General features: G+C 62.5%; 17 protein-coding genes. 6 read left to right on the top strand and 11 right to left on the bottom strand.

Annotated elements, in window-relative coordinates:
• Positions 1-28 precede the first annotated feature (28 nt).
• A complete protein-coding gene (locus ASG20_RS06540) occupies positions 29-970 on the top strand; it encodes an alpha/beta fold hydrolase (protein WP_156364055.1) in 942 nt (313 codons plus the stop codon).
• 122 nt (positions 971-1092) lie between these two features.
• Here ASG20_RS06540 and ASG20_RS06545 read toward each other — a convergent pair whose 3' ends face one another.
• From ASG20_RS06545 to ASG20_RS06570, 5 genes are all read right to left on the bottom strand, one after another.
• Positions 1093-1611, bottom strand: a complete 519-nt coding sequence (locus tag ASG20_RS06545) for a general stress protein (RefSeq protein WP_056049998.1) — start codon at positions 1609-1611, stop codon at positions 1093-1095.
• A 112-nt stretch (positions 1612-1723) separates the two neighbouring features.
• Positions 1724-2242 (bottom strand): TIGR02594 family protein, encoded by a 519-nt coding sequence (locus tag ASG20_RS06550; protein WP_082470768.1) that lies wholly within the window; start codon positions 2240-2242, stop codon positions 1724-1726.
• Positions 2243-2290: 48 nt separating this feature from the next.
• Positions 2291-2851, bottom strand: coding sequence for a GDSL-type esterase/lipase family protein (locus tag ASG20_RS06555; RefSeq protein ID WP_056050003.1), 561 nt, complete (start codon positions 2849-2851; stop codon positions 2291-2293).
• A 390-nt stretch (positions 2852-3241) separates the two neighbouring features.
• Positions 3242-3478: a YozE family protein gene (locus tag ASG20_RS06565; protein ID WP_056050007.1), complete on the bottom strand. Its 237-nt coding sequence runs from the start codon at positions 3476-3478 to the stop codon at positions 3242-3244.
• A 313-nt stretch (positions 3479-3791) separates the two neighbouring features.
• The gene (locus ASG20_RS06570; protein WP_056050009.1) at positions 3792-4340 is read right to left on the bottom strand and encodes a TetR/AcrR family transcriptional regulator; all 549 of its coding nucleotides are present in this window, start codon (positions 4338-4340) and stop codon (positions 3792-3794) included.
• A gap of 204 nt (positions 4341-4544) precedes the next feature.
• On the opposite strand from ASG20_RS06570, the gene ASG20_RS06575 reads away from it, so the two are divergent.
• Together ASG20_RS06575 and ASG20_RS06580 are read left to right on the top strand one after the other, a co-directional pair.
• Complete coding sequence (locus tag ASG20_RS06575; protein WP_201780687.1) at positions 4545-5102, top strand: DUF1349 domain-containing protein; 558 nt, start codon at positions 4545-4547, stop codon at positions 5100-5102.
• 2 nt (positions 5103-5104) lie between these two features.
• Positions 5105-5677 (top strand): sugar O-acetyltransferase, encoded by a 573-nt coding sequence (locus ASG20_RS06580; protein WP_056050013.1) that lies wholly within the window; start codon positions 5105-5107, stop codon positions 5675-5677.
• Between the two features lie 10 nt (positions 5678-5687).
• Here the strand turns inward: ASG20_RS06580 and ASG20_RS06585 are convergent, their stop codons facing one another.
• On the bottom strand, positions 5688-6551 hold the full coding sequence (locus tag ASG20_RS06585) for an SDR family oxidoreductase (RefSeq protein WP_056050015.1): 864 nt from the start codon (positions 6549-6551) through the stop codon (positions 5688-5690).
• Positions 6552-6640: 89 nt separating this feature from the next.
• Between ASG20_RS06585 and ASG20_RS06590 the strand changes: the two genes are divergently transcribed.
• The gene (locus tag ASG20_RS06590; protein WP_056050017.1) at positions 6641-7027 is read left to right on the top strand and encodes a winged helix-turn-helix transcriptional regulator; all 387 of its coding nucleotides are present in this window, start codon (positions 6641-6643) and stop codon (positions 7025-7027) included.
• Positions 7028-7587: 560 nt separating this feature from the next.
• On the opposite strand, the gene ASG20_RS06600 is transcribed toward ASG20_RS06590, so the two are convergent.
• The 4 genes from ASG20_RS06600 to ASG20_RS06615 form a co-directional block, all read right to left on the bottom strand.
• Positions 7588-8811 carry a glycoside hydrolase family 27 protein gene (locus tag ASG20_RS06600; protein ID WP_056050019.1) on the bottom strand — a complete coding sequence of 408 codons (1224 nt, stop codon included), beginning with the start codon at positions 8809-8811 and terminating at the stop codon, positions 7588-7590.
• Positions 8812-8854: 43 nt separating this feature from the next.
• Positions 8855-10105 (bottom strand): ROK family transcriptional regulator, encoded by a 1251-nt coding sequence (locus tag ASG20_RS06605; RefSeq protein WP_056050021.1) that lies wholly within the window; start codon positions 10103-10105, stop codon positions 8855-8857.
• Positions 10098-11669, bottom strand: coding sequence for a tryptophan halogenase family protein (locus ASG20_RS06610; protein ID WP_231420555.1), 1572 nt, complete (start codon positions 11667-11669; stop codon positions 10098-10100). The genes ASG20_RS06605 and ASG20_RS06610 overlap by 8 nt, the downstream gene beginning before the upstream one ends.
• Before the next feature lie 86 nt (positions 11670-11755).
• Positions 11756-14905 carry a TonB-dependent receptor gene (locus ASG20_RS06615; protein WP_236698752.1) on the bottom strand — a complete coding sequence of 1050 codons (3150 nt, stop codon included), beginning with the start codon at positions 14903-14905 and terminating at the stop codon, positions 11756-11758.
• Between the two features lie 289 nt (positions 14906-15194).
• Between ASG20_RS06615 and ASG20_RS06620 the strand changes: the two genes are divergently transcribed.
• A complete protein-coding gene (locus ASG20_RS06620; protein WP_231420532.1) occupies positions 15195-16145 on the top strand; it encodes an ROK family protein in 951 nt (316 codons plus the stop codon).
• An 82-nt stretch (positions 16146-16227) separates the two neighbouring features.
• Positions 16228-19713 carry a glycoside hydrolase family 2 gene (locus ASG20_RS06625; RefSeq protein ID WP_056050025.1) on the top strand — a complete coding sequence of 1162 codons (3486 nt, stop codon included), beginning with the start codon at positions 16228-16230 and terminating at the stop codon, positions 19711-19713.
• A 78-nt stretch (positions 19714-19791) separates the two neighbouring features.
• Here the strand turns inward: ASG20_RS06625 and ASG20_RS06630 are convergent, their stop codons facing one another.
• Positions 19792-20829, bottom strand: coding sequence for a cupin-like domain-containing protein (locus tag ASG20_RS06630; RefSeq protein ID WP_056050027.1), 1038 nt, complete (start codon positions 20827-20829; stop codon positions 19792-19794).
• Between the last annotated feature and the right edge of the window lies 1 nt (position 20830).

Below are 20830 nucleotides of genomic sequence, written 5' to 3' on the forward strand. Positions count from 1 at the left end.
CTCTCTACCCCCGCCGGACGCTTCTCTCATGGCTCGCGACAGGACCGGCGCTGGCGAGCATCCAAGCCTTCTCACCGCTGCCCCGCCGCAATCAAAGGAACCCCCCGTGTCCAAAATTCACTATCGTCGAAAACAGGTTGGCGAGGTCGACGTCTTCTACCGCGAAGCCGGTCCCGCCGACGCGCCGGTGCTATTGCTGCTGCATGGATTTCCCTCTGCAAGCCACATGTTCCGCGATCTGATCCCGTTGCTGGCGGACCGCTATCGCGTCATCGCGCCGGATCTGGCGGGATTCGGACAGACCAGGGCACCGGCGCGAGGGGCATTCCCGTACACCTTCGACACGCTCGCGCGGGTGCTCGGGGAGTTCGTCGATGCGCTCGGCCTCGACCGCTACGCCCTGTACATCTTCGACTACGGGGCACCCGTCGGACTCAGGCTGGCAATGCGGCATCCCGAGCGGGTGACCGCTATCATCAGCCAGAACGGCAACGCCTATGAAGACGGGTTCAGCGATCAGTGGGGCGCCTGGCAAGCGTATTGGCGCGAACCGAACGACGCCCACCGCGAGGCCTGCCGCGCATCCTTGACGCCGGACACGATCCGCGATTGGCAATATGGCACCGGCTCGGATCCCGCGCTGCTGTCACCGGACGGCTACGAACTCGACGTCGCTTATATGGCGCGCACGGGCGCTGCGGACATCCAGCTCGACCTGATCCTGGATTACCGCAGCAACGTCGCTCTGTACCCCGCCTTCCACGCGTATTTCCGCAAGCATCAGCCCCCGCTGCTAGCGGTGTGGGGCAGACACGATCCCGCTTTTATCCCCGCCGGTGCGCAAGCCTATCAGCAGGATCTGCCCAAGGCAGAGATACACTTGCTCGATGCCGGCCATTTCGCGCTGGAAACGCACCATGACATGATCGCCAGCTATATCCGGGACTTCCTTGGCGGAACGTTGACCTGACTTAGCAGGGCGACCGAGGTGCGTGCCGCGCGGGCGTGCGCCTCGCTCGCCGAGACTGCGGACGGGACAAGCTTGCCAGGCCAGCCCCGTCCGTGGACGCCCCTCCGGCCCCCGGCTTGTTCTTACGCTGTGGCCGCTTTAGTGCGCGTGGAGGTATGACCGCCGGCGCGATGCAACAGGTCGGCCGCATCGGTCGGGGTAATCCCGGCAGCGCTGGTATCGACCGACACGAACACGCCGCCCTCTTTGATGCACCCTTCGTAGTAGCTCGCATCGACGCGGCTGACGCCGTGGTCGGTCATCACCTTCTCTAGCCCCCCGATAGCCCCACCGAGCGCCGCGCCAGTGATCGCGGCACCGGGAATCGCCGCCGATGCGATCGCACCAGCGGCGACCAGGGGTCCGACCCCGGGAATGGCAAGTGCCGCAATGCCGAGCAGGGTCCCGATGCCCGCGCCGGCGGCAACCTTACCGGCGAACTCCTGCGTATCGCCATTGCCATCGGTCGTCGCGGTCTTGCCATCGTGCTGAGCGACGATGGAAATGGCGCGGTCGTCGACCCCGGCAGCACGAAGCTCCGAGACCGCGCGCTCGGCGTCGGCGTGATTATCGAATACGGCGGATATGAGGTTCGTGCTCATGGTGCTTCCTGTCGATGGCTCGGTTGCAGATGCTCCTAAAAGCGGTGTCGGCAGACGATCGTTCCAGACATTGAAGGTTACCGCCCCGGTAACCGAGAATAGCATCGGGCGGTCAGGCTTCGTCGCTCGAGATCGGCTTGCGCGCGGCCATCTGCACCGGCTTGCCAATGACCGGATGGCCTGGTGGCCACCGCCGCGCGATGCACCGATCCTTTGCGACCCTCGCGATAGTGACGGCATCGCCCTGATTGCCGCCAAGGACATGATATGCAGCGGCATCCTCGCCGACATAGAATCCGACGTGACCACCACCCGCGCGCGCGAAAACCAGCACCGCGCCGGGTGCGAGCCGTTCCGGACGAAGCGCCTGCCCCCATGTCGACCACGACGTCGCGCGAACCGCGATTGCTACCGGCTCGATCCCGTCTTCCTGAAGGCAATAGGCGACGAACACGCCGCACCACGGAACGCTGTCGGCGTTGTAGACCATGCCCAGCACTTTCGTGCCGAGCCGCTTCGCCCAGCCGAGAATGGTGACGCTATTCGCCGAACCGGCGGCCTCTTCGGTGCCCAACTTCGCTCTAGCTGCCTTCAACCACTTCGGCTCCGCTGGCACGACTTTAGTCTTCATATTCCGACATGATCCCAACAGCCCGCAGTTACGCTCGAACGCGCGGTGCTACACCATTCGCTCCACTACCGGCAGCATCGCGGCCACGACCGCAGCGATCGCCTTCGCGTTCGGATGCACCCTATCTGCCAGCACCATGTCGGAGCGCCCCAGCACACCCGGCGGGAAGAACGGCCAGACGGTCGCGCCGTGTTCGGCAGCCACCTCCGCATGGATGCCGAGGTACGCAGCGGCGCGGTCGCGTATGAACGCCGGCGGCTCGACGGTCGTAAGGACCACGGGAATGCCGCAATCGCTCAGGCTCAGCAGGATATTCGCGAGTTGCGCGCGGGTACGTGCTACGGGCACCTGCCGCAGGACGTCGTTCGGCCCTACCTGGACGATGGCCAGAGCCGGCCGCCGGTCGAGGCTGGACAGCAGCCGTGGCAGGCGCCGTAGAACGTCAGCGGTCGTATCGCCTGATACGCCGGAGTTGATCACGGACACGCCGGGATATCGATACCGCAGCGACGACTGCAGTTGCGCCGGAAAGCTGTCCGCGACTGCCAGTCCGTATCCCGCAATGAGACTATCGCCGATCGCGAGGATGAGAGGTCGGACGTTTTCCATAAGTCGCCGCGACATAGGTCACAGGCGCAGCAATATAAGGTGACGCAGGCGTCTAATCGGTATTCCCGATGCGATACCGTCGCTAGGACCCGCGATCCAACCCTGACGCCGTTCGAGCACCATAGGGACCCGTCGCTGTCGTGTACGCGGTACCGTGCAGGAGAACGACGTCGCTGCAGCGAGGACGATCAGCGAACTGTCCGCCGGATCAATGCGTCGTCCGGCTGGCATCGGCCACAGCATTCAGGCAGTCCGCTAGCACCTCCCATTGTCGGTATTGCTCCGGTCGCCCTGGCGGCGTCTTCTGCATACCAGACGCTACGAGCGCGCAGGCACCGAGTTGCCCATGATCGGCCATCAGCGCAAATGCCTGCTCCCACGCGTCCTGCATCATGCCGACAACCAATCCGATTCGGCGTCGTCGACCGCGGCGAACATGTCGCCCTCAGCCTGCATGGCGCTGAGATGCTTCCGTACCGCTTCGGGATCGCCGTTGCGCGGAAAACGCCGGTCGGCAACCGCTCCGATCGCAAGCTGACCGACAAGGTCGTTGCGGTCCTTCTGCGTCACAAGCCATTGGCCGAACGCCGGCCTCGGCTCCTGCTGGTCGTCATCGTGATCGGTCATTCTCGCGTCCTACGAATCGTCGGTCTGACAATTGCATCGAATCCATGTTCTTGCAATGTTCTTGTGAATCAATCGGTGTCGAGCCTGGCTATGGGCACGCCGATCGCGACGTCTCCACACGATGGAGCAACAACATGCGGCAGGATCTGCGACTGAGGGCGGCAGACGCCAGCACGCGAGCATGGATCGGCCGGTTCGTCAGATGAGCCGCAGCTAAACGATGCCAGACGGCAGGCTTGCTAGTTCAGGGCAGAAGCGGAGCGCTCCGTAGCGATTGGTCATCAAATGTACTCAGCTGCAAATCTCTTTTGAGTCATGCGATCTTGGTAATTCTGTCGACGATCATACGGATCGCATCCCGGTCGAGCGGCACGGAGTCGATCGAATTGTGGATGCCGATCCCCTCGACGAGCGCATCTAAGGCCCGCGCCGTGACCGGATCGAAGAACCGCCCCAGCGCGGCGCGACTATTGTCCATCCATTGCTGCATGACCACCGTCACCTCGGGATGACGGGCCGCGTAGGCGTATAGTTCGTAGCTCAGCAACAGCGTGCGCGAATCCGCCCAGACCGATCCGGCAATGATGTCGATGACGCTCTCGATCGCCTCGGCGCGCGTGGCAGCCGCGTCCAGTCTCGCCTTGAACGCGCCGGACGAGGTCGTCGCCAGTTGCAGGAACGCGGTCGTCAGCAGGTCTTCGAGCGATGCGAAATAATAGGTGACCGAGCCCAGCGGCACCGCGGCGGCCTCGGCGATCCGGCGATGCGTGGTCCCGGCCACGCCGTGGCGTTCGATGACGATCAGTGTCGCGTCGACGATCCGCTGTCTGCGCTCCGGATCATTCCGCCGACGAGGTTCCACAGTCAATTTTTGCCTTTCCAGCAATTATGTACATCTGTACACATCGGCGCATTGTAGCGAAAGGCAGTGCTTGTGAAGACCCCTGATATATCGCGACGGACGGTTCTTGGCGGAGTGGCATCCTTGGCGATCCCCGCGGTTGTGGCAACGCCGATCGCAGCGGCGAGCGGTAAATCGATATTCGGAAGATCCGACGGGCGGTGGTTGAACGAACCGAAGAGCTGGACGGTCGATCCGAATGGCGATCTGTCGATCGCCACCGACCAGGGAACCGACTTCTGGCGGGAAACGCATTACGGCTTCACGCGCGACAGCGGCCACTTCCTCGGTTTCACCGCACCCGACGCCTTCACCGCACAGGTCCGCATCCGCGGCCAGTATGAAAAACTCTACGATCAGGCCGGGATCATGGTGCGGGTCGACGAGCGCCGTTGGGTCAAGGCCGGGATCGAACTGTCCGACGGACGCGCGATGCTGAGCAGCGTGTTGACCGACGGCAAGTCCGATTGGGCGACCGGGCCTTACGAGCATCCGGCGCGGGATTTCTGGATGCGCGCGACCGTCGCCAAGGGCGTGCTGCGGCTTCAGGTATCGGCGGACGGCAAGACCTGGCCGCTGGTCCGCCTCGCGCCGTTCCCGATCGCCGCGTCGTACCAGGTCGGTCCGATGGCCTGCACGCCCGAACGCAGCGGCCTGAAGATCCGGTTCTCCGATCTCCGGATTACCGCCCCGCTCGGCAAAGACCTTCACGATCTGAGCTGAGCATGGCGACCGAAAAACAGAAGATGTTACGCGGCGACCTGTACACCGCGGACGATCCCGAGCTTGTGGGCGACGCGGCGGCAGCCTCTGCCTGGCTTGCGCGCTACAACGCCGCGTCCGCTGCGGCTGCGTCCGAGCGGCATGCGATGCTCGCCGAAGCGCTAGGTCACGTCGGCAACGGCGCCACCGTGCGATCGCCGTTCCACTGCGATTATGGCTACAACATCCACCTCGAAAACGGCGTCTTCCTGAATTTCGGCTGCATCGTCCTGGATGTCGTATCGGTCCGGATCGGTGCGGGGACGCAGATCGGACCGGGTGTCCAGATCCTGACGGCGGACCACCCCCGCGATCCAGGAATTAGGGCCAAGATGCTGGAGTTCGGTCGCCCGGTCGAGATCGGCCGCAACGTGTGGGTCGGCGCCGGCGCGCTGATCCTGCCCGGCGTAACGATCGGTGACGATGCGATCGTCGGTGCCGGCAGCGTCGTCACCCGGGATGTCGCGGCGGGAACGACCGTTGTCGGCATTCCCGCACGCGTGGCGACCAAGGACGATCCTGGCTCGCGCACTTAAGCCACGAGCGTCAGCCTTGCTTGCCCTTCAATGCGTCGGCCAGCGTCGTGCGCCATAGCGTCGTCGGACGACCGATCAGCGCGCTGAGCGCCCGGCCGTCGTCGAACAATGAGCCGATCGCCGCCTTTGCATCGCTTTCTGCGAGCATGTCGGCGATCGGTGCCGGGAGGCCGGCACCTTCGAGGATTCGGCGATAGTCGTCCTGCGGTAGATTCTGGTAGACGACCGGGCGTCCCGCGACCTCGCCGATCGCAGCGGCGAACTCGGCAATCGTGAACGCATCGTCCCCGGCGAGCTCGAAGACCCGGATCTCGCCGGAACCATCGATCAGCACCGCCGCCGCAGCGTCGGCATAGTCTTCGCGGCTCGCGCTGGAAATCCGCCCGTCGCCTGCACTACCGACCAGCACACCATGCTCGATCGCAGGCGCGGCGGACAGGACGTAATTCTCGGTATACCAGCCGTTGCGAAGGATCGCGTGCGGCAGGCCGCTTGCCTTGATCGCGGCCTCGGTCGCGCGGTGCTCGACCGCCAGGTTCATCGGATTGGCGTCGGCATGGAGGATGCTGGTGTACGCGATGTAGCCGACACCCGCCGTCTTGGCGGCGGAGATCACGGCCTTGTGCTGCGCCTCGCGCGAACCGACGTCGCTCGAGGAGATCAGCAGCAGGCGCTCGACCCCGGCGAGTGAGGGCTCGAGCGTATCCGGCGCATCGTAATCGAAGGCCCGCACGACGACGCCGCGCGCGGCAAGGTCGCTCAGCTTGGCGGGATTGCGCACGAGCGCGACGATGTCGGATGGCCTGGCCGTCCGGAGAAGGGCGTCGATGACCAGGCGGCCAAGCTGGCCGGAAGCTCCCGTGACTGCGTACATGATGTTCTCCACTTTCACGCTGTTGATGGAGGCGAGGTAAGCGCCTAACTTACGAAAGAGAAGTACGCACAAAAAGGTTAGTTTTGGAAATGACCACCGCACCGTCCACGCGCCTCGCCGATCGCATGGAACGCGGCGACGTGTTCGCGCCCCGGTGTCCCTCGCGCGCAATCCTGCGGCACGTGACGAGCAGTTGGGGCACACTGGCGTTGATTGCGCTGCTACCGGGCACGCTTCGGTTCAGCGACCTGCGCCGCAGGGTCGCCGGCGTCAGCGAACGCATGCTCTCGCAGACATTGAAGCAGTTGGAAGGCGACGGGCTCGTCCGCCGCCAAAGCTTCCCGGTCGTACCGCCCCGCGTCGACTATGCGCTGACCGAGCAAGGCAAGCAGGCCGCCCTCCTCGTACAGGCGCTGGCCGACTGGATCGAAGACACACTGCCCGAGCTTACCGGTGGCGAGGCCAGGACCGAATAGCGTGGCATCTCGCACACCGCCAAGCGCCGAGCAGTTTCACAGGTCTGAAGGATATCATCGATGAAATGTCAGCTGTGCAAATACCTGCCACTCCGCGTGAATTCCTCGCGACGATGACCGACGACAAAAGACGTCGATGAGCAGCACGGCGCGTTGCTCGACGACCTGCTCGCCAATGGGTAGATCCTGGCGCACGGCCCCGTGATCGATCCCGACGACAGCTATGCCGTTTCGCTGTACCGACTTGCGGACGATCAGGACATCGAGGCCATCACTGCGCTGGATCCGATCGTGTGAACACGGGATCGGACGTCGCCCTTCCGATAATGCGAAGGCAGCGAGTGCGCTTTGGACCCACAAGCGGACGCTCAGCGTCCTTGTTGTGCTTTCCAAGTTCGGACATTCGTTCATGGTTCGCAACTGCCCAGCAACGCTAATAAACGGTCAAACTGACGGCTTTGCTGCTGGGCTTAACGCAACCTCTCGAACGGCAGATTCGCCGCAAACTAGCATCCGGTGTTCGTCTGCCCGACGACGCGTGATAGAACCCGGTGGCGCGATCAGGGGGTAACCTTAACCATGATCACCCCATGCGCTGGCACCAGTGCGGCGTATCGGTCAGTAACCTTGCCTATCGAGCGATGGCTCCACACGTCGCGTACGTCTGCACGGACCGAGCGGGTCAGACCTATTTCCGGCCAATTGACCTCGATCTTGGAAGGACTTTCGGAGCGGTTGAATAGTATCACGGCCCGGCTTCCATCGCTCAACGGCTTCGACCAGACCTCCAGATCACCATCATCGCGTATACGACGACCCTGCTGACCCAGAGGGTCCTGATTGACCGCGATTACCTCCTTGTTCAACAAAATGTCGCGCGTTGCTGCACTCATGTTGGTGATATCGTTGCCGGCAATCAGTGGTGAAGTCATCATCGCCCACAGACTAAAATGGGAGCGGTACTCGGTATCGGACATTGCGCCGTTGCCGACCTCGAGCATGTCGGCATCGTTCCAGTGCCCGGGCCCCGCATACGGATAAAGCGGCTCGTTCGCGTCAACGATGTCGACCATACCGATCGACCATTTGTCCCGCCCCTTCCAGGCATCGCGGATATCGCTGGTCGTGCGCCACGAGTTGCCGATCTTCTTGCCCCATTCCCACGGACGATTGTTGCCCCATTCGCACATCGCCAGAAGAACCGGCCGCCCCGTGGCTTTGAGGGCATCCGACATGAGCGCGTAGGCGCTCTCGGCATTCAACGTGCCAGTTGAGCACCAGTCATACTTTAGGTAGTCAACGCCCCACCGAGCGTATGTAAGCGCGTCCTGATATTCATGTCCCAAGCTGCCGGGTTTTCCGCCACAGGTCTTGGCGCCGGCATCGGAGTATATCCCGAACTTGAGGCCGCGAGCGTGGACGTAATCGGCCAGTGCCTTCATGCCCGATGGAAACTTTTCTCGACTTTCCGTGATGAAGCCGGTGGCATCGCGCTCACCGTGCCAGCAGTCGTCGATGACGACATACTCGTACCCCGCATCGCGCATGCCATTCGTCGCCATGGTGTCGGCGATGCGACGCACCGTCTTCTCATCGATGTTGCAGCCGAACTTGTTCCAGCTGTTCCATCCCATCTGCGGCGTTCGTGCCAACCCATTGGCCTTGCGGTTCGGGTCCAACGAAGGACGCAGCGTGTTTGGATCGACAAACTGATCCTGCGCGCGCGCCACGCCGACCGCAAACGGCAGAAAGGCAAGTACAACTAGATGCGCCAGCTTTTTCAAAAGTACTTCCTAATTAGAGCAATACGTCAGATCATTCGTTTGGCTATGCCGATTGCGTCTTGATGAGTATCCCGTCCGACGGCAGGATGCGGTCGAGAAAAGGAAGGATCGCGGCGCCTATTGCCGGACTATCTCGCGAGAGACTCGCCCGAGCGATCGGCGCAATTATAGGGATATTGGGTGCTGCCGTTCGCAGTTTCCGGTAGGTATCCGTAGCAAGCTGATCGAGGATATCGTCCGGCAGCCGCCCTCCAACAAGCACAATTGCCGGATTGACTAGGCAGTTCACGGCCGTCAGCGCTGGCACGAGCGCGTCCGATGCGTCGTCGAGCCACGCGGCAACGTGCGGCTTGAACGCTGCGGGAAACGGTTGCGTCGGATCCATACCCGCCGGGTCCAGTCCTGCAGTCTCTAGATAGCTCGACAACGCCGACAGGGAGACGACGTCCTGCAGCACCTTGGTCGGATCCCTGGCGAGCGGCAAGAACCCGATTTCCCCGCCGCGGGCGTTTGCCCCGCGATAATAGGCGCCGTCGATCACGACTCCACCGCCTAGCCCCGCGCTGACGAGAATATAGAAAAAGTTCGCATGGTGCCCGTCGCCGAACTGTGCCTCGCCGATGGCTGCTGCAGCGGCATCGTTGTCGATGTGTATCGACCAGGGGACGATAGGTGCGAGCATCGCCTGGATATCGACATCGCTCCACTGCTCGTACCCGGCCGGGCGATGCGGCAGGTCGACACGCCCGAGGTCGTCGGGAAGCGCCACACCCATACCAAGCACCCGATCCAAACGTATCGCATCGGTACCAACGATTGCCGCGATCCCCTTTTCGACGACCCGTACGACGTCATCGGGCGATGCGAACGCGATCTGCCGGGTAAATCGCGATCGCACCGTGCCAGCCAGATCCAGCGATACCAACGTAACATGATCGCGATCGATGTTGAGGCCGATAGCGTAGCCCCCTTCCGGATTTATCCGGAGGCGGGTCGCCGGTTGCCCTCGACCGCCCAAGCGTCGACCGGCATCGATCACGAGTTCGTTCTCGAATAATCGCCCTACGATGTTGGCGATCGTCGGCGCGGTCAAATTGGTCATCACCGCAATTTCGTTTCGCGTGATGTCAGGATTGCGTCGAATGATCTGCGTTACGACGCGCTGATTATAGTCACCTGCACGTTCCAGGTTCGTGCCCGACAGGCTTGGCCCAAGCCTGACAGATCGATCGTCTGCGGTAACGCTGCCGCTCGTCGCTTTTCCGGAAACCTTGAAATTGGAGGGCCTATCCATTCGCGGTAAAGTTCATCGACCGGGATGCGGGAGGAGCCGACGCCGGGGCGAAGGACTTGAGAAACGTCTCGTGCGGTTCGGCAAGCGCAACGGCGTCACGTATCGAACCTTTCATCCGTTCGAACGCTGCCTCGAGATCTGACAGGGAGAAATGATCCGCCAGCGGGTCATGCGCCGCGGCATCGATGCCAAATCCGGCATACATGGAGAGCCAACTTGGGTCCTGAAACGATTCCCATTCATAGCGCACGAGGTGCCCGCGAGCCTTGAACAACGTCAACTTGCGTGCCAGCTGCTCGGGTAGCGCGGTGCCTCGACAGCGATCCCACATCGGCTGACCCTGCCGGCCATTTGCAAAATAATGCAGGACCAGGAAGTCGCGGATACGCGCATATTCGAGGCCCGTGGTCCGGTTGTACTCATCCGCCAGCGCCGGATCGAAACCCCGATCAGGCAGCAACGCGAGCAACTTTTCCAAGCCGGTCTGGATGAGCGTGATACTCGTCGATTCTAGCGGTTCCATAAATCCCGCAGCAAGCCCGAGCGCGACACAGTTCCCTTTCCAGAATTCGGTCCGGCGACCGGTACGGAAACGAATCATGTTTGGCTCGGCCAGCGCTTCGCCTTCGAGCCGACCTTTCAAAGTCGCAACGGCCTCGTCATCCGAGATGTGGCGGCTCGCATAGACATAGCCGTTGCCGACCCGATGCTGCAGCGGAATCCGCCATTGCCATCCGGCCGTCAGTGCCGTGCTGCGCGTATATGGGGTAAGCGGTCCTGCTCGTTCGCACGGCATCGCGACCGCGCGATCGCACGGAAGCAGGTTCGTCCAATCCTCGTACGGTACGCCGAGTGCATCGCCGAGCAAGAGCGACCGAAAGCCCGAGCAATCGATGAAGAGGTCTCCCGCGATCGTTTTGCCACACTGCGTATCGACGCTGGATATAAGTCCCGTGGATTGATCGACGAGAACATCGGTGATCGTGGCGTCGATGTGCTTGACGCCCCATTCGCCCGCCTTTTTAGACAAAAACTTGGCAAACAGGCCTGCGTCGAAATGTACCGCCCAGTCGAAGAACAGCAGATCATGCACCGGACTGTCGGTCGGTCGCATGAAAAGGTTACGCTCGGCAAGCGCGGTTGCGAGACAGAAATCCGACAGCGGCGTAGTTTGCCCAGCTGCGTTCAGCTTGCGCCAGTAATGATGGAACGCCACCCCGCGCGATCGCATCCCGTACAGGCCGAAGGGATGAAAGAACCGTTCACCCTCGCGCTTCCAGTCCACGAACTCTATGCCGAGCTTCACCGTGCCCTGCGCAGCCGCCATCACCTCCTGCTCGGTGACGCCGATTTCCCGGAAGAAATCGCGGATCCCAGGCACGGTCGCCTCGCCGACCCCCACCGTCCGGATATCGCTGGATTCGACGACCGTGATGGTCACGGACTGACGATCAAGTTTGCGCGCGAGGAGCGTCGCCGCCATCCACCCCGCCGTGCCTCCGCCGACGATCACGATCGAGCGTAGCGGTCCTGAGTTACGCGTTGCTCCTGCTCCATCTGTCACGCTCAATTCCCCATCCTGTGCGTAGCTACGCAAACGCCCGCCACCCCGCAAAGAGGATGGCGGGCGCTTACAGTCTCACCCGCAGATCAGAACTTGAAACGCGCGCCCGCCATGAACCGGCGTTCATAGATGTTGTTGTACGCTTTCTCATCCGGGAAGGTCAGATAGTATTTCTCATACTCGCCGGTCAGGTTCGACCCTTGCGCGTACAGCGTCAGGTTTGGCGTGAAGTCGTAGCTGATCGATGCATCGATATAATTCGTCGGCTGCTGATACAGTTCGAGGCCCCGAATGCCGCCGAAATCCTGCTGGACTGCGCGCTTCGAACGGTAGTTCCAGGCGACGCGAGCCTGGAAATGATTGTCCTGGTAGAAGCCGGCCAGGTTGGTCTGGATCTTTGAATTGTCCTGGAACGGTATCGAGTCACCCTTCAAATCTACCGCGCCGGAGTCGGACGGCGAATAGGTGATGTTCGCATCTATGCCGAAGTTGGAGAGCACCGTCGGAATGAAGCCGAAGTCGTTGAACGACAGCTTTGCACCGGCTTCCACACCCTTGAGCGTACCGCCGTCACCCTGAACCGGGGTACTGATCGACACGGTCCGGTTCCGAACCACGCCGTCATTGTCCGGCAGATCGGTTCGCACGATGTTGCCAGACTGAATGAAGCTGGCGACGTCGATGTAGAAGGCACCCAAGCTCAGCAGACTGCTGCGTCCGATATAGTATTCGAGCGAGCCTTCGACGTTCGTGGCGCGCCATGGATCCAGCTGCGGATTGCCGTTGGAGCTACCGCCAGTGACGCGGAACACAGGCGATCCTGGATTGCTCGTGTCGATCGCGTAGTTCGGATTAAGTCCACCACCCCACTGGTTGAGATCCAGCAGTGTCATCGTCTTGGAATACGCCAGGCGCAGCTTCAGGTTGTCGGCGAAATTGAACGCCAAGTTGAATGCCGGCAGGAAGTCGGTGAAGCTCCGCTTGGTCTCGACCGTACCGTTGACCGTGTTTGCGACGCCGTAGGGGCGCGGCGAACCGGTCACGAACTGGGTGATGTCGAGTTTGGTGTTGATGACCTTTAGGCCCGCGTTGCCGGATACGGGAATGCCAAACACGTCACCCTTGACGTTAAGTTGCGCATAGCCCGAGATCTGCTTCACGCCGACGTTGAACGAGGCGCCCGGGTTCTGAATCTCGACGTTGCCTGGGTAGAAACTGTTTTGGAATGCGAGCGCGTTGTCCATGACCTTTGGGTCGAGCACGTAGATCGGCGGCAAGCCGGCACCCGGCAGGTTGAACTGCTTGACCTGCCCGTTAAAGATCGGATCGCTCGCCTTGCGGACAACGCCAGAGGTGTAAGGCCTGAAATTTGCCGTCCCGAACGTGCCCGTACCCGCATAGCAGGACGCATCATTTAGCGGTACGTCGAACGCCTTCCACTTGACCAGGCACCCACCAGGTTGAGACGCCTGCCCCGAATATAGCGGCGCGGCGCGATCGAATTCGAAGTCGTCGACCGAGCGCTCGCTGTACCGGCCACCAGCGCTCAGGCTTACATTGTCATTGGCATCGTACGAAACGTCACCGCGAATGATCTTCAGGTCGCCTTTGCGGCGATAGTTACCCTCCGAAGACGTTGTCTTCATCGCGTAGCTGTCGATGTTGCCGAGCGCCGTCGTCAGCTGCGACGGCAGAGTGAAGACCGGCTGGTTACCGGTGAAATCGACCGTCGCTGGCAACGATGCCGATCCGGCGATCGTGTTGACCGCATACCCGCCCGGATTGAACGCGACGTCGCCCGTCGGATAATGACCGATCCCGCCCGGCTGCCACTGCGCGCCGTTCGATGGGCTGAACTGCAGATAGCTCTGGTCGTAGTTAGAATAGGCCTTGCCGTAGACGCCGCGCAGGCTTGCCTTGAACCGGCCGCCATTGTCGTACTTCAGCTCGGCATTGTAGTTCTGCGACTGAGACTTGAACTTGTCATTCTGCGCATACGAGTCGAAATTGCCGAGGTCGTAATTATAGATCTGGGTCGTATTCAGATCATAATCGCGCGTCACGCCGCCATTGCTAAGCGACACGGTCGAGCCGGTGTTGCGCGATTGGCCCGGCACGAATTCGCCAGCCTGCCAGTTGACGTTCTGCATCTGGATGCCGGCTGTGCGATCATTCTCGTTCTGGCGCGTGAAGAATGCATCGGCATTCAGCGTCAGGGCGTCGCTGATCTCCCACTGCGCCGAGGCATTGATGCCGATCCGCTCGCGCTGGTTGACCTTGTCCCAGGCGGTGAAGCCCTGAGGAACGATGAAAGCATCGTTGGCATCGCCGTCACCATTTACGTCGCGGCCCGTCCCCACGATCGTCCCCTTGGGACGATTTGCGGGTGAGAAGCCGTTGCTGAGGTTGACGTCGCCAGTCGGGTTGGCCGCGGTATTGAACTGCTCGTTGTGCAGCGCGGCCCCGTAGCCTTCCTGGATCCCGTTGTGGGAGTTCGAAAGATGCAGGTTCGAATAAGCGCCCGACACCAGGAACCCGAACTTCTCGCCCCGGAAGCCGAACAGCCCGTTCAGGTTCGGATCGAACTCCTTGGTCTTGTCGCCGTAGGCGCCCTCGGCAGCGGCAGCGACGGTGAAGCCCTTCTTCAGATCGAATGGGCGGCGTGTGCGCAGGTTTACGGTGCCGGTGATGCCGGCGTTGAGCAGATCGGCCGTGCTCGACTTGATGACGTCCGCGCCAGCGAACAGCTGCGACGGAATATCGTTGAAGTTCGGCTGGATCGTCGTGATCGACTGAGCGCCGAGATAGGCCTCACCGTTGAGCAACGTCGTAACCTGCGGCAGGCCACGAATATTGATCGCCGCGCCCTCACCGGCATCACGGCGGATCTGCACGCCGGGGATACGCTGAAGCGAGTCCGAGATCGTCACATCGGGCAGCTTGCCGATGTCTTCGGCCGAGATGGAGTCGGTGACCGACGCGGCATCGCGCTTGAGGTTGACCGCACGCTGCTGCGATCCACGAATGCCGGTGACGACGATGTCCTGCGTTTCAGCAGCCGCGTCGCTCGCGGGCGTTGTCGGGTTCTGAGCTTCGCTCGTCTGGTCGGCAGCAGCAGCCGAGGGCGATGCGGCTTGATCGGTAGGTGCGTTCTGCAACACCCCCTGTGTTGTCGACGTTTGCTGGGCAAGTGCGGTGCCGCTGCTCACCAGCGCCGTAACTGACGCCGCGACCATCAACATATTCTTGGAACGTGCACGCAACATTTCGACCGTCTCCCTCAGCACCCGAAATCGCCAGGAACTGGCGAACGTTTTAGCATGCTAAGATCGAGCCGATCGGCGACTTACCGCCCCACCCTCTCCTGCCTGCCAGTCGCAACTTTCCGTTGTCTCGACATCGCGTGTTTAATCGTCCGGTGGATCCGGTCAATAACAAAATCAATTTGCGTTTATAACGATCGCTGGCATGCTTGGTTGACGATGGCCGAGCAGCGGTCACGCCAGTAAAGAGGGGAGCATTGCCTTGCAAAACAGTATCGCTGCTCGGGCTATCGGGCCGCAGCCAGCATCTGTACCGGCTTTAGGAATCGACTTTGGTGGCACCAAGATCGAAGCCGTCTTGCTAGGTGCAGACGGTGAGACGCTTTGGCAGCAGCGGGTTCCCAATCCCGGCACGTATGATACCGCGGTAGCCGCTATCGCCGAGTTCGTCGTGGCTGCCGACATCGCGGGGGGCACGGCATGTACCGTCGGCATCGGCGCACCCGGATCGCCGTCGCCACGTACCGGCGTGATGCGCAACAGCAACTCTCTTTACCTGAACGGTCGATCGTTCTCCGAAGACCTCACCGCTGTTCTCGGCCGACCGGTGCGGCTGGTCAATGACGCGAACTGCCTCGCGCTGTCCGAGGCCACCGATGGCGCAGCGACCGGTGCGCGCAGCGTGTTCGGGCTGGTGATCGGTACGGGCGTCGGTGGCGGCATCGTACTCTCGGGAGCTTGTCTCGACGGCGCCCACGGCATTGCCGGCGAGATTGGGCACTTACCTCTACCCTGGCCGCGCAGCGACGAACTGTCTCCGCCGCCATGCTGGTGCAGCCTGACGGGGTGTATCGAAAGCTGGGTTTCCGGCACGGGTTTCGCGCGTGCCGCCAGGACAGAACATGGTCTGTCGCTCAGCGCGCCAAAGATCGTTGCAGCCGCCCGCGCCGGGAATCCCGCCGCCCGAGCTGCACTGGATGCGTATGTCGACCGGCTGGGACGCATACTGGCCATGGTTGCCAACCTGCTGGACCCCGAGGTCGTCGTATTGGGCGGAGGCATGTCGAACGTCGCCGAAATCTATGAAGAACTTCCGTCCATCGTCCGCCGCTATGCCTTCTCGGACCTATGGGAGGGTCGTATCGTGCCCGCGCGCTGGGGCGACGCGTCAGGCGTGCGCGGCGCCGCACGATTGTGGACTGGGGACGCCTGACCGACCCAAGGTCCGGCAAGACGAACATAAGAACCGACCGGCCGGTAGAATATCGAGCCGGGAACTCAGGAGAGATCTATCCATGCGATCGTTGCCACTAACAGCCGCCTTGCTGCTCGGTGCCGCATTTTCCTCCTCGCTGGCTGCACAAACCGTGGTGCCGACCATGCGGCCGGCGATCGCGAATGCCGGCCCCTACAACGTCGCCATCCTAGCAGGCGGGACCGGGGTCGAGCGTGATCTGACAGGCGCCGAGGCAGCGGTCCGTGCAGACGCTCCCTGGACTCTCTCCGCCTGGGTCCGCCCCAGCACTGCCGGCGCGGATGGTGCGCTGCTGGCAGTCGGTAATCCGCTAAAGGCCTGTCGCTGCCTCGACCTTACCAATGGGCGCGCGTCTGCCGTGGACGGAGCGACACGGGTAACCGGCGGACCGGCGTTGGCCGCCGGCAAGTGGACGCATGTCGCCGCTGTGGCGAACGGACGGACACTGACCCTCTATGTCGATGGTCGCGTCGTCGCGTCCGTCGCGAACCGCCCGAGCGAAGTCGTCGCCCGCCTCGCCGTCGCACCGGTGACGAACGGCGCTAAAGCGCCTCGCCATTTTGGCGGATCGCTGGTTGCGGCGCAACTCAACGGCGCGGCGCTGAGCGCCAGCGAGATCACGGCTGCCATCCGAGCGCGGCCGGATTTCGATCTCGTGCAATTCTGGCAGGTCGGCGTCGGCTGGCCGTTCCAGAAGCAGGCCAATATCGGCCTTACGCAGCAGCAGGATGCCTGGACCTTGCCGAAGGCGCGCGTGAGCGCGACCACGGCGCCGATCGCGCACTTGCCCCTGCCCCCGACGGGACTGGCGCGCGAAAGCGATGGTCGCTGGCTGGTCAACGGCTGGCAGCTCGCCGCAGAACCCGAGGTCCGCGAAGATGCCGCCACTCTGTCGCGTCCGGGCCCCGCCACGGGCACGTGGCGTGCGGCGACCGTGCCGGGCACGGTCTTGACGACGCTGGTCGACCGCGGCGTCTATCCCGATCCCTATTACGGGCTCAACAACCTCAAGATTCCCGAGAGTCTGGCACGTCAGGACTATTGGTACCGCACCAGCTTTACGGTGCCGGCAGCCGCCGCGGGCAAGCGCCTGACGTTGGTCTTCGGCGGCATCAACTACGCCGCTGACGTCTGGGCAAACGGCCGCAAGCTGGGCGACACCCACGGCGCCTTCATCCGCGGCCAGTTCGATCTCGTACCTGTCGCCGGCGAGAATGTGGTCGCGGTCCGCGTTTCGCCGCCTCCCCATCCCGGCATCCCGCACGAGCAGTCGATCAGCGGCGGCGTCGGCGAGAACGGGGGCCAGCTCGCGATCGACGGCCCAACCTTCGTCGCAACCGAAGGCTGGGACTGGATACCGGGTATTCGGGACCGTAACACGGGGCTGTGGCGGCCCGTGGAACTGCTCGCGCATGGGACCGTCCGGCTGCTCGATCCCAAGATCGTCACCGATCTCCCTCTGCCGCGTACTGACAGTGCTGACGTCTATATCACCGTACCGGTCCAGAACGCTGGTGCGACAGCCGCAAGCGTGACCGTGCGTGCAGCGTTTGGCGGCGTCCGAGTGGAGAAGACGGTCATCGCGCCGCCCGGTGAGACGAAGGTCGTCTTCAACCCTAAGGAGTTCGCGCAGCTTCACGTCGCCAATCCAAAACTTTGGTGGCCGAACGGCTATGGCGAGCAGGCTCTCTACCAACTGTCGCTCGAAGCGCTGGCTGACGGCCAGATCTCGGATACGCGCACCGACAAGTTCGGTATTCGCGAAGTCAGCTACGACCTGTCGCTATTCGATGCGGCAGGGGCCCTGCGCCGGGTCAACCTCCAGTTCACGGATGGCAGCCTGCGCGGAGAGCGACTGATCGATGTTCGCCATCAGGCCATCAAGCAGTCGCCCAATGGCTGGGCGGAATCGCTGACATTGCAGGGCGAACGTTCCCCGGCGGTAACATCGGTCGAAGCGACGATGCCCGAACCGCATATGACGATCCGGGTGAACGGCGTGCAGATCGCCGCGCGCGGGGGCAATTGGGGCATGGATGATGCGATGAAGCGCATCGGACGCGCACGCCTCGCTCCCTATTTCCGTCTCCAGAAGGAGGCGCACATGAACGTCATCCGCAACTGGATGGGCAACAATACCGAAGAGGAGTTTTACGACCTGGCCGATGAGAACGGCATGATGATCCTCAACGACTTCTGGCAATCCACGCAGAATTTCCAGGTCGAGCCGGAAGATCCGGCACTGTTCCTTAAGAACGCCGACGACGTGGTTCGCCGCTACCGCAACCACCCGTCGATCATCCTGTGGTTCGGCCGCAATGAGGGGGTGCCCTACCCGGCCTTGAACGAAGGCCTCGACAACCTGATCGCGCGCGAGGATGGGACGCGTTGGTTCACGGGCAGCTCCAACGTCGTCAACCTGCAAGGATCGGGGCCGTATAACTATCGTCCACCAGTCGGTTATTTCACTGGCCTCGCCACCGGTTTCTCGGTCGAGACAGGAACGCCCTCACTCTCCACCCTAGAATCCGTCCGGGCGACCATGCCCGATAGCGAAACCTGGCCGCTCAGCGACACGCTGGCCTATCATGACTGGCATTTTGCGGGGAACGGGGACACAAAGACGTTCATGTCCACGCTCGACACCATGTTCGGGCCGGGGACCAGCTTCGCGGATTTCGAGCGCAAGTCGCAGATGATGAATCTCGAGACGCACAAGGCGATGTACGAAGGGTTTCTCGGTCATTTGTGGACCAAGAACTCGGGTCGACTGTTGTGGATGACGCATCCTGCATGGCCGTCCAACACGTGGCAGATCTACAGCTGGGACTATGACACCCAGGCCTCCTATTACGGTGCGAAAAAGGCTGCGGAACCGCTTCACATCCAGCTCAACCTGCCAGGCAATGAGTTGGTCGTTCTCAATACGACCCGCAAGGCGCAACCGGGATTGCGAGTCCGCACGCGTGTCGTCGGGCTCGACAACGCCGAACTCTTCACGCGTGAAGACCGAGTCGATGCGGGTGCGAACATGGCGACGCCGCTCGCAGCGGTCCCGCTCGATCGCCTGTTCGCGTCCAACCCGATGCTCCTGGTCAAGCTCGAATTGATAGATCCGGCGGGCAAGACGGTCGCCGACAACTTCTACTGGCGCGGAAAAGACGAAGCCGCTTACCGGATGCTGAACACGCTGCAGAGCGTTGCCCTGACCGGCTCCGTCGCGGCGCAGGCGGTCGACGGCGAGGACAACGTCGTGACGGTGACGCTGGCCAATCGAACCGCGGTTCCGGCACTGAACGCCAAGCTGACGCTGGTCGATGCACAGGGCAAACGCGTCCTGCCCGCATTCTACAGCGACAATTACGTCGCGCTCCTGCCCGGCGAGGAGAAGCGCATCGACATCCGCTATCCCAAAGCCACCGGCCAGACGGCGGCCGCGCTGACGCTGCGCGGATGGAACGTCGCGCAGTCGAATCGCTTCATCACGCTCTCCCCCCAAAACGGCGGTACCGGGAAGGCGCAATAGCGACCTGTCGGCGCAACCTCGGTTGCGCCGACCTCGCACGCTGGGTCGACCCATCGGCGGCCTGGCTAATAGCGCGCGTTAGCGGGTTTTGCGCGCTGCGGGCGTTGGCGGCGGACTTAGCGCCTCGGCGATCTGCGCCGTAAAGTGGGCATTCCGCATTTCGGACGGCGGCGCGAGTACGCCCCGAGCATGCGGCGGCAGGTGATTGCCGGCATCGGGTGCCGCGTCGTCGAACACATAATGTTCGAACCAGCGCCGCCATGCCATGCGCTGAGCCGGCGCAAGATCGCGGATCGCGAGGACGGCGTGGCTCAGCGCGCCCATCGGCGAAAGCGCATGCGGCTCGGCCCACCAATAATTCACCATCACATTGAACGCGGCGGTCGCCTTGACGCTGTGCCACCAGATCGGCGGAATGAAGAGCGCATCGCCGGGATCGAGGTCGGCCACGAGCCCGTAGCCCATGGCGTCTGCGAATTTGGGATAGCGTTCGAGGTCGGGCTTCTCGAGATCCACCATGCTGACCGGCGGCCCCGCGATCGTGAAGTGGAATGGGCCGACATAGAGGTTGCCGACCTGTTCGGGCGGAAACAGCGTGAAACGCCGCCGACCCGCCACGACCACCGCGACGTTGCTCGCCTCATCGAAATGCGTCGCGACGTGCGTGCGATTGCCGACCCAGATCCGCGGCTTGGCGCCCGGCAACGAGAACGAGAGGGGATTGTCTGCGATCCAGGCGGACAGGTGATCGTCCGCGGCAGCAGCGCCTGCATATAACGCGGCCGGCTCCGCCTCCCCGCGAAGCGACAGCAGCTTGTCGAGCAGTCCGCTGAGCGAGCCGAACCGCTTTTGGAAATTGCAGGCCTGCATCGACGCATCGTAGAAGAATCGACCATCGATCTCAGGGGGACCGATCAGCACTTCGGCCGGACGTCCACGGTCCATCGCCTTCATGTAATCGACCAGTGCCTCGTTGGAGCGGAGCCCTGCCGCAACGGCAGGCCACCGTCTCGCCTGACCGCGCAACACGATGGGCCGGTCCCGCGTCGCGATTTCTTCTGCGAACTGGGCCGCATCGACGGGGCCGGTTTCATCGACCTGGGCGTGAATCGTCATA

Source organism: Sphingomonas sp. Leaf198, assembly GCF_001424005.1.
Classification (GTDB): Bacteria; Pseudomonadota; Alphaproteobacteria; order Sphingomonadales; family Sphingomonadaceae; genus Sphingomonas.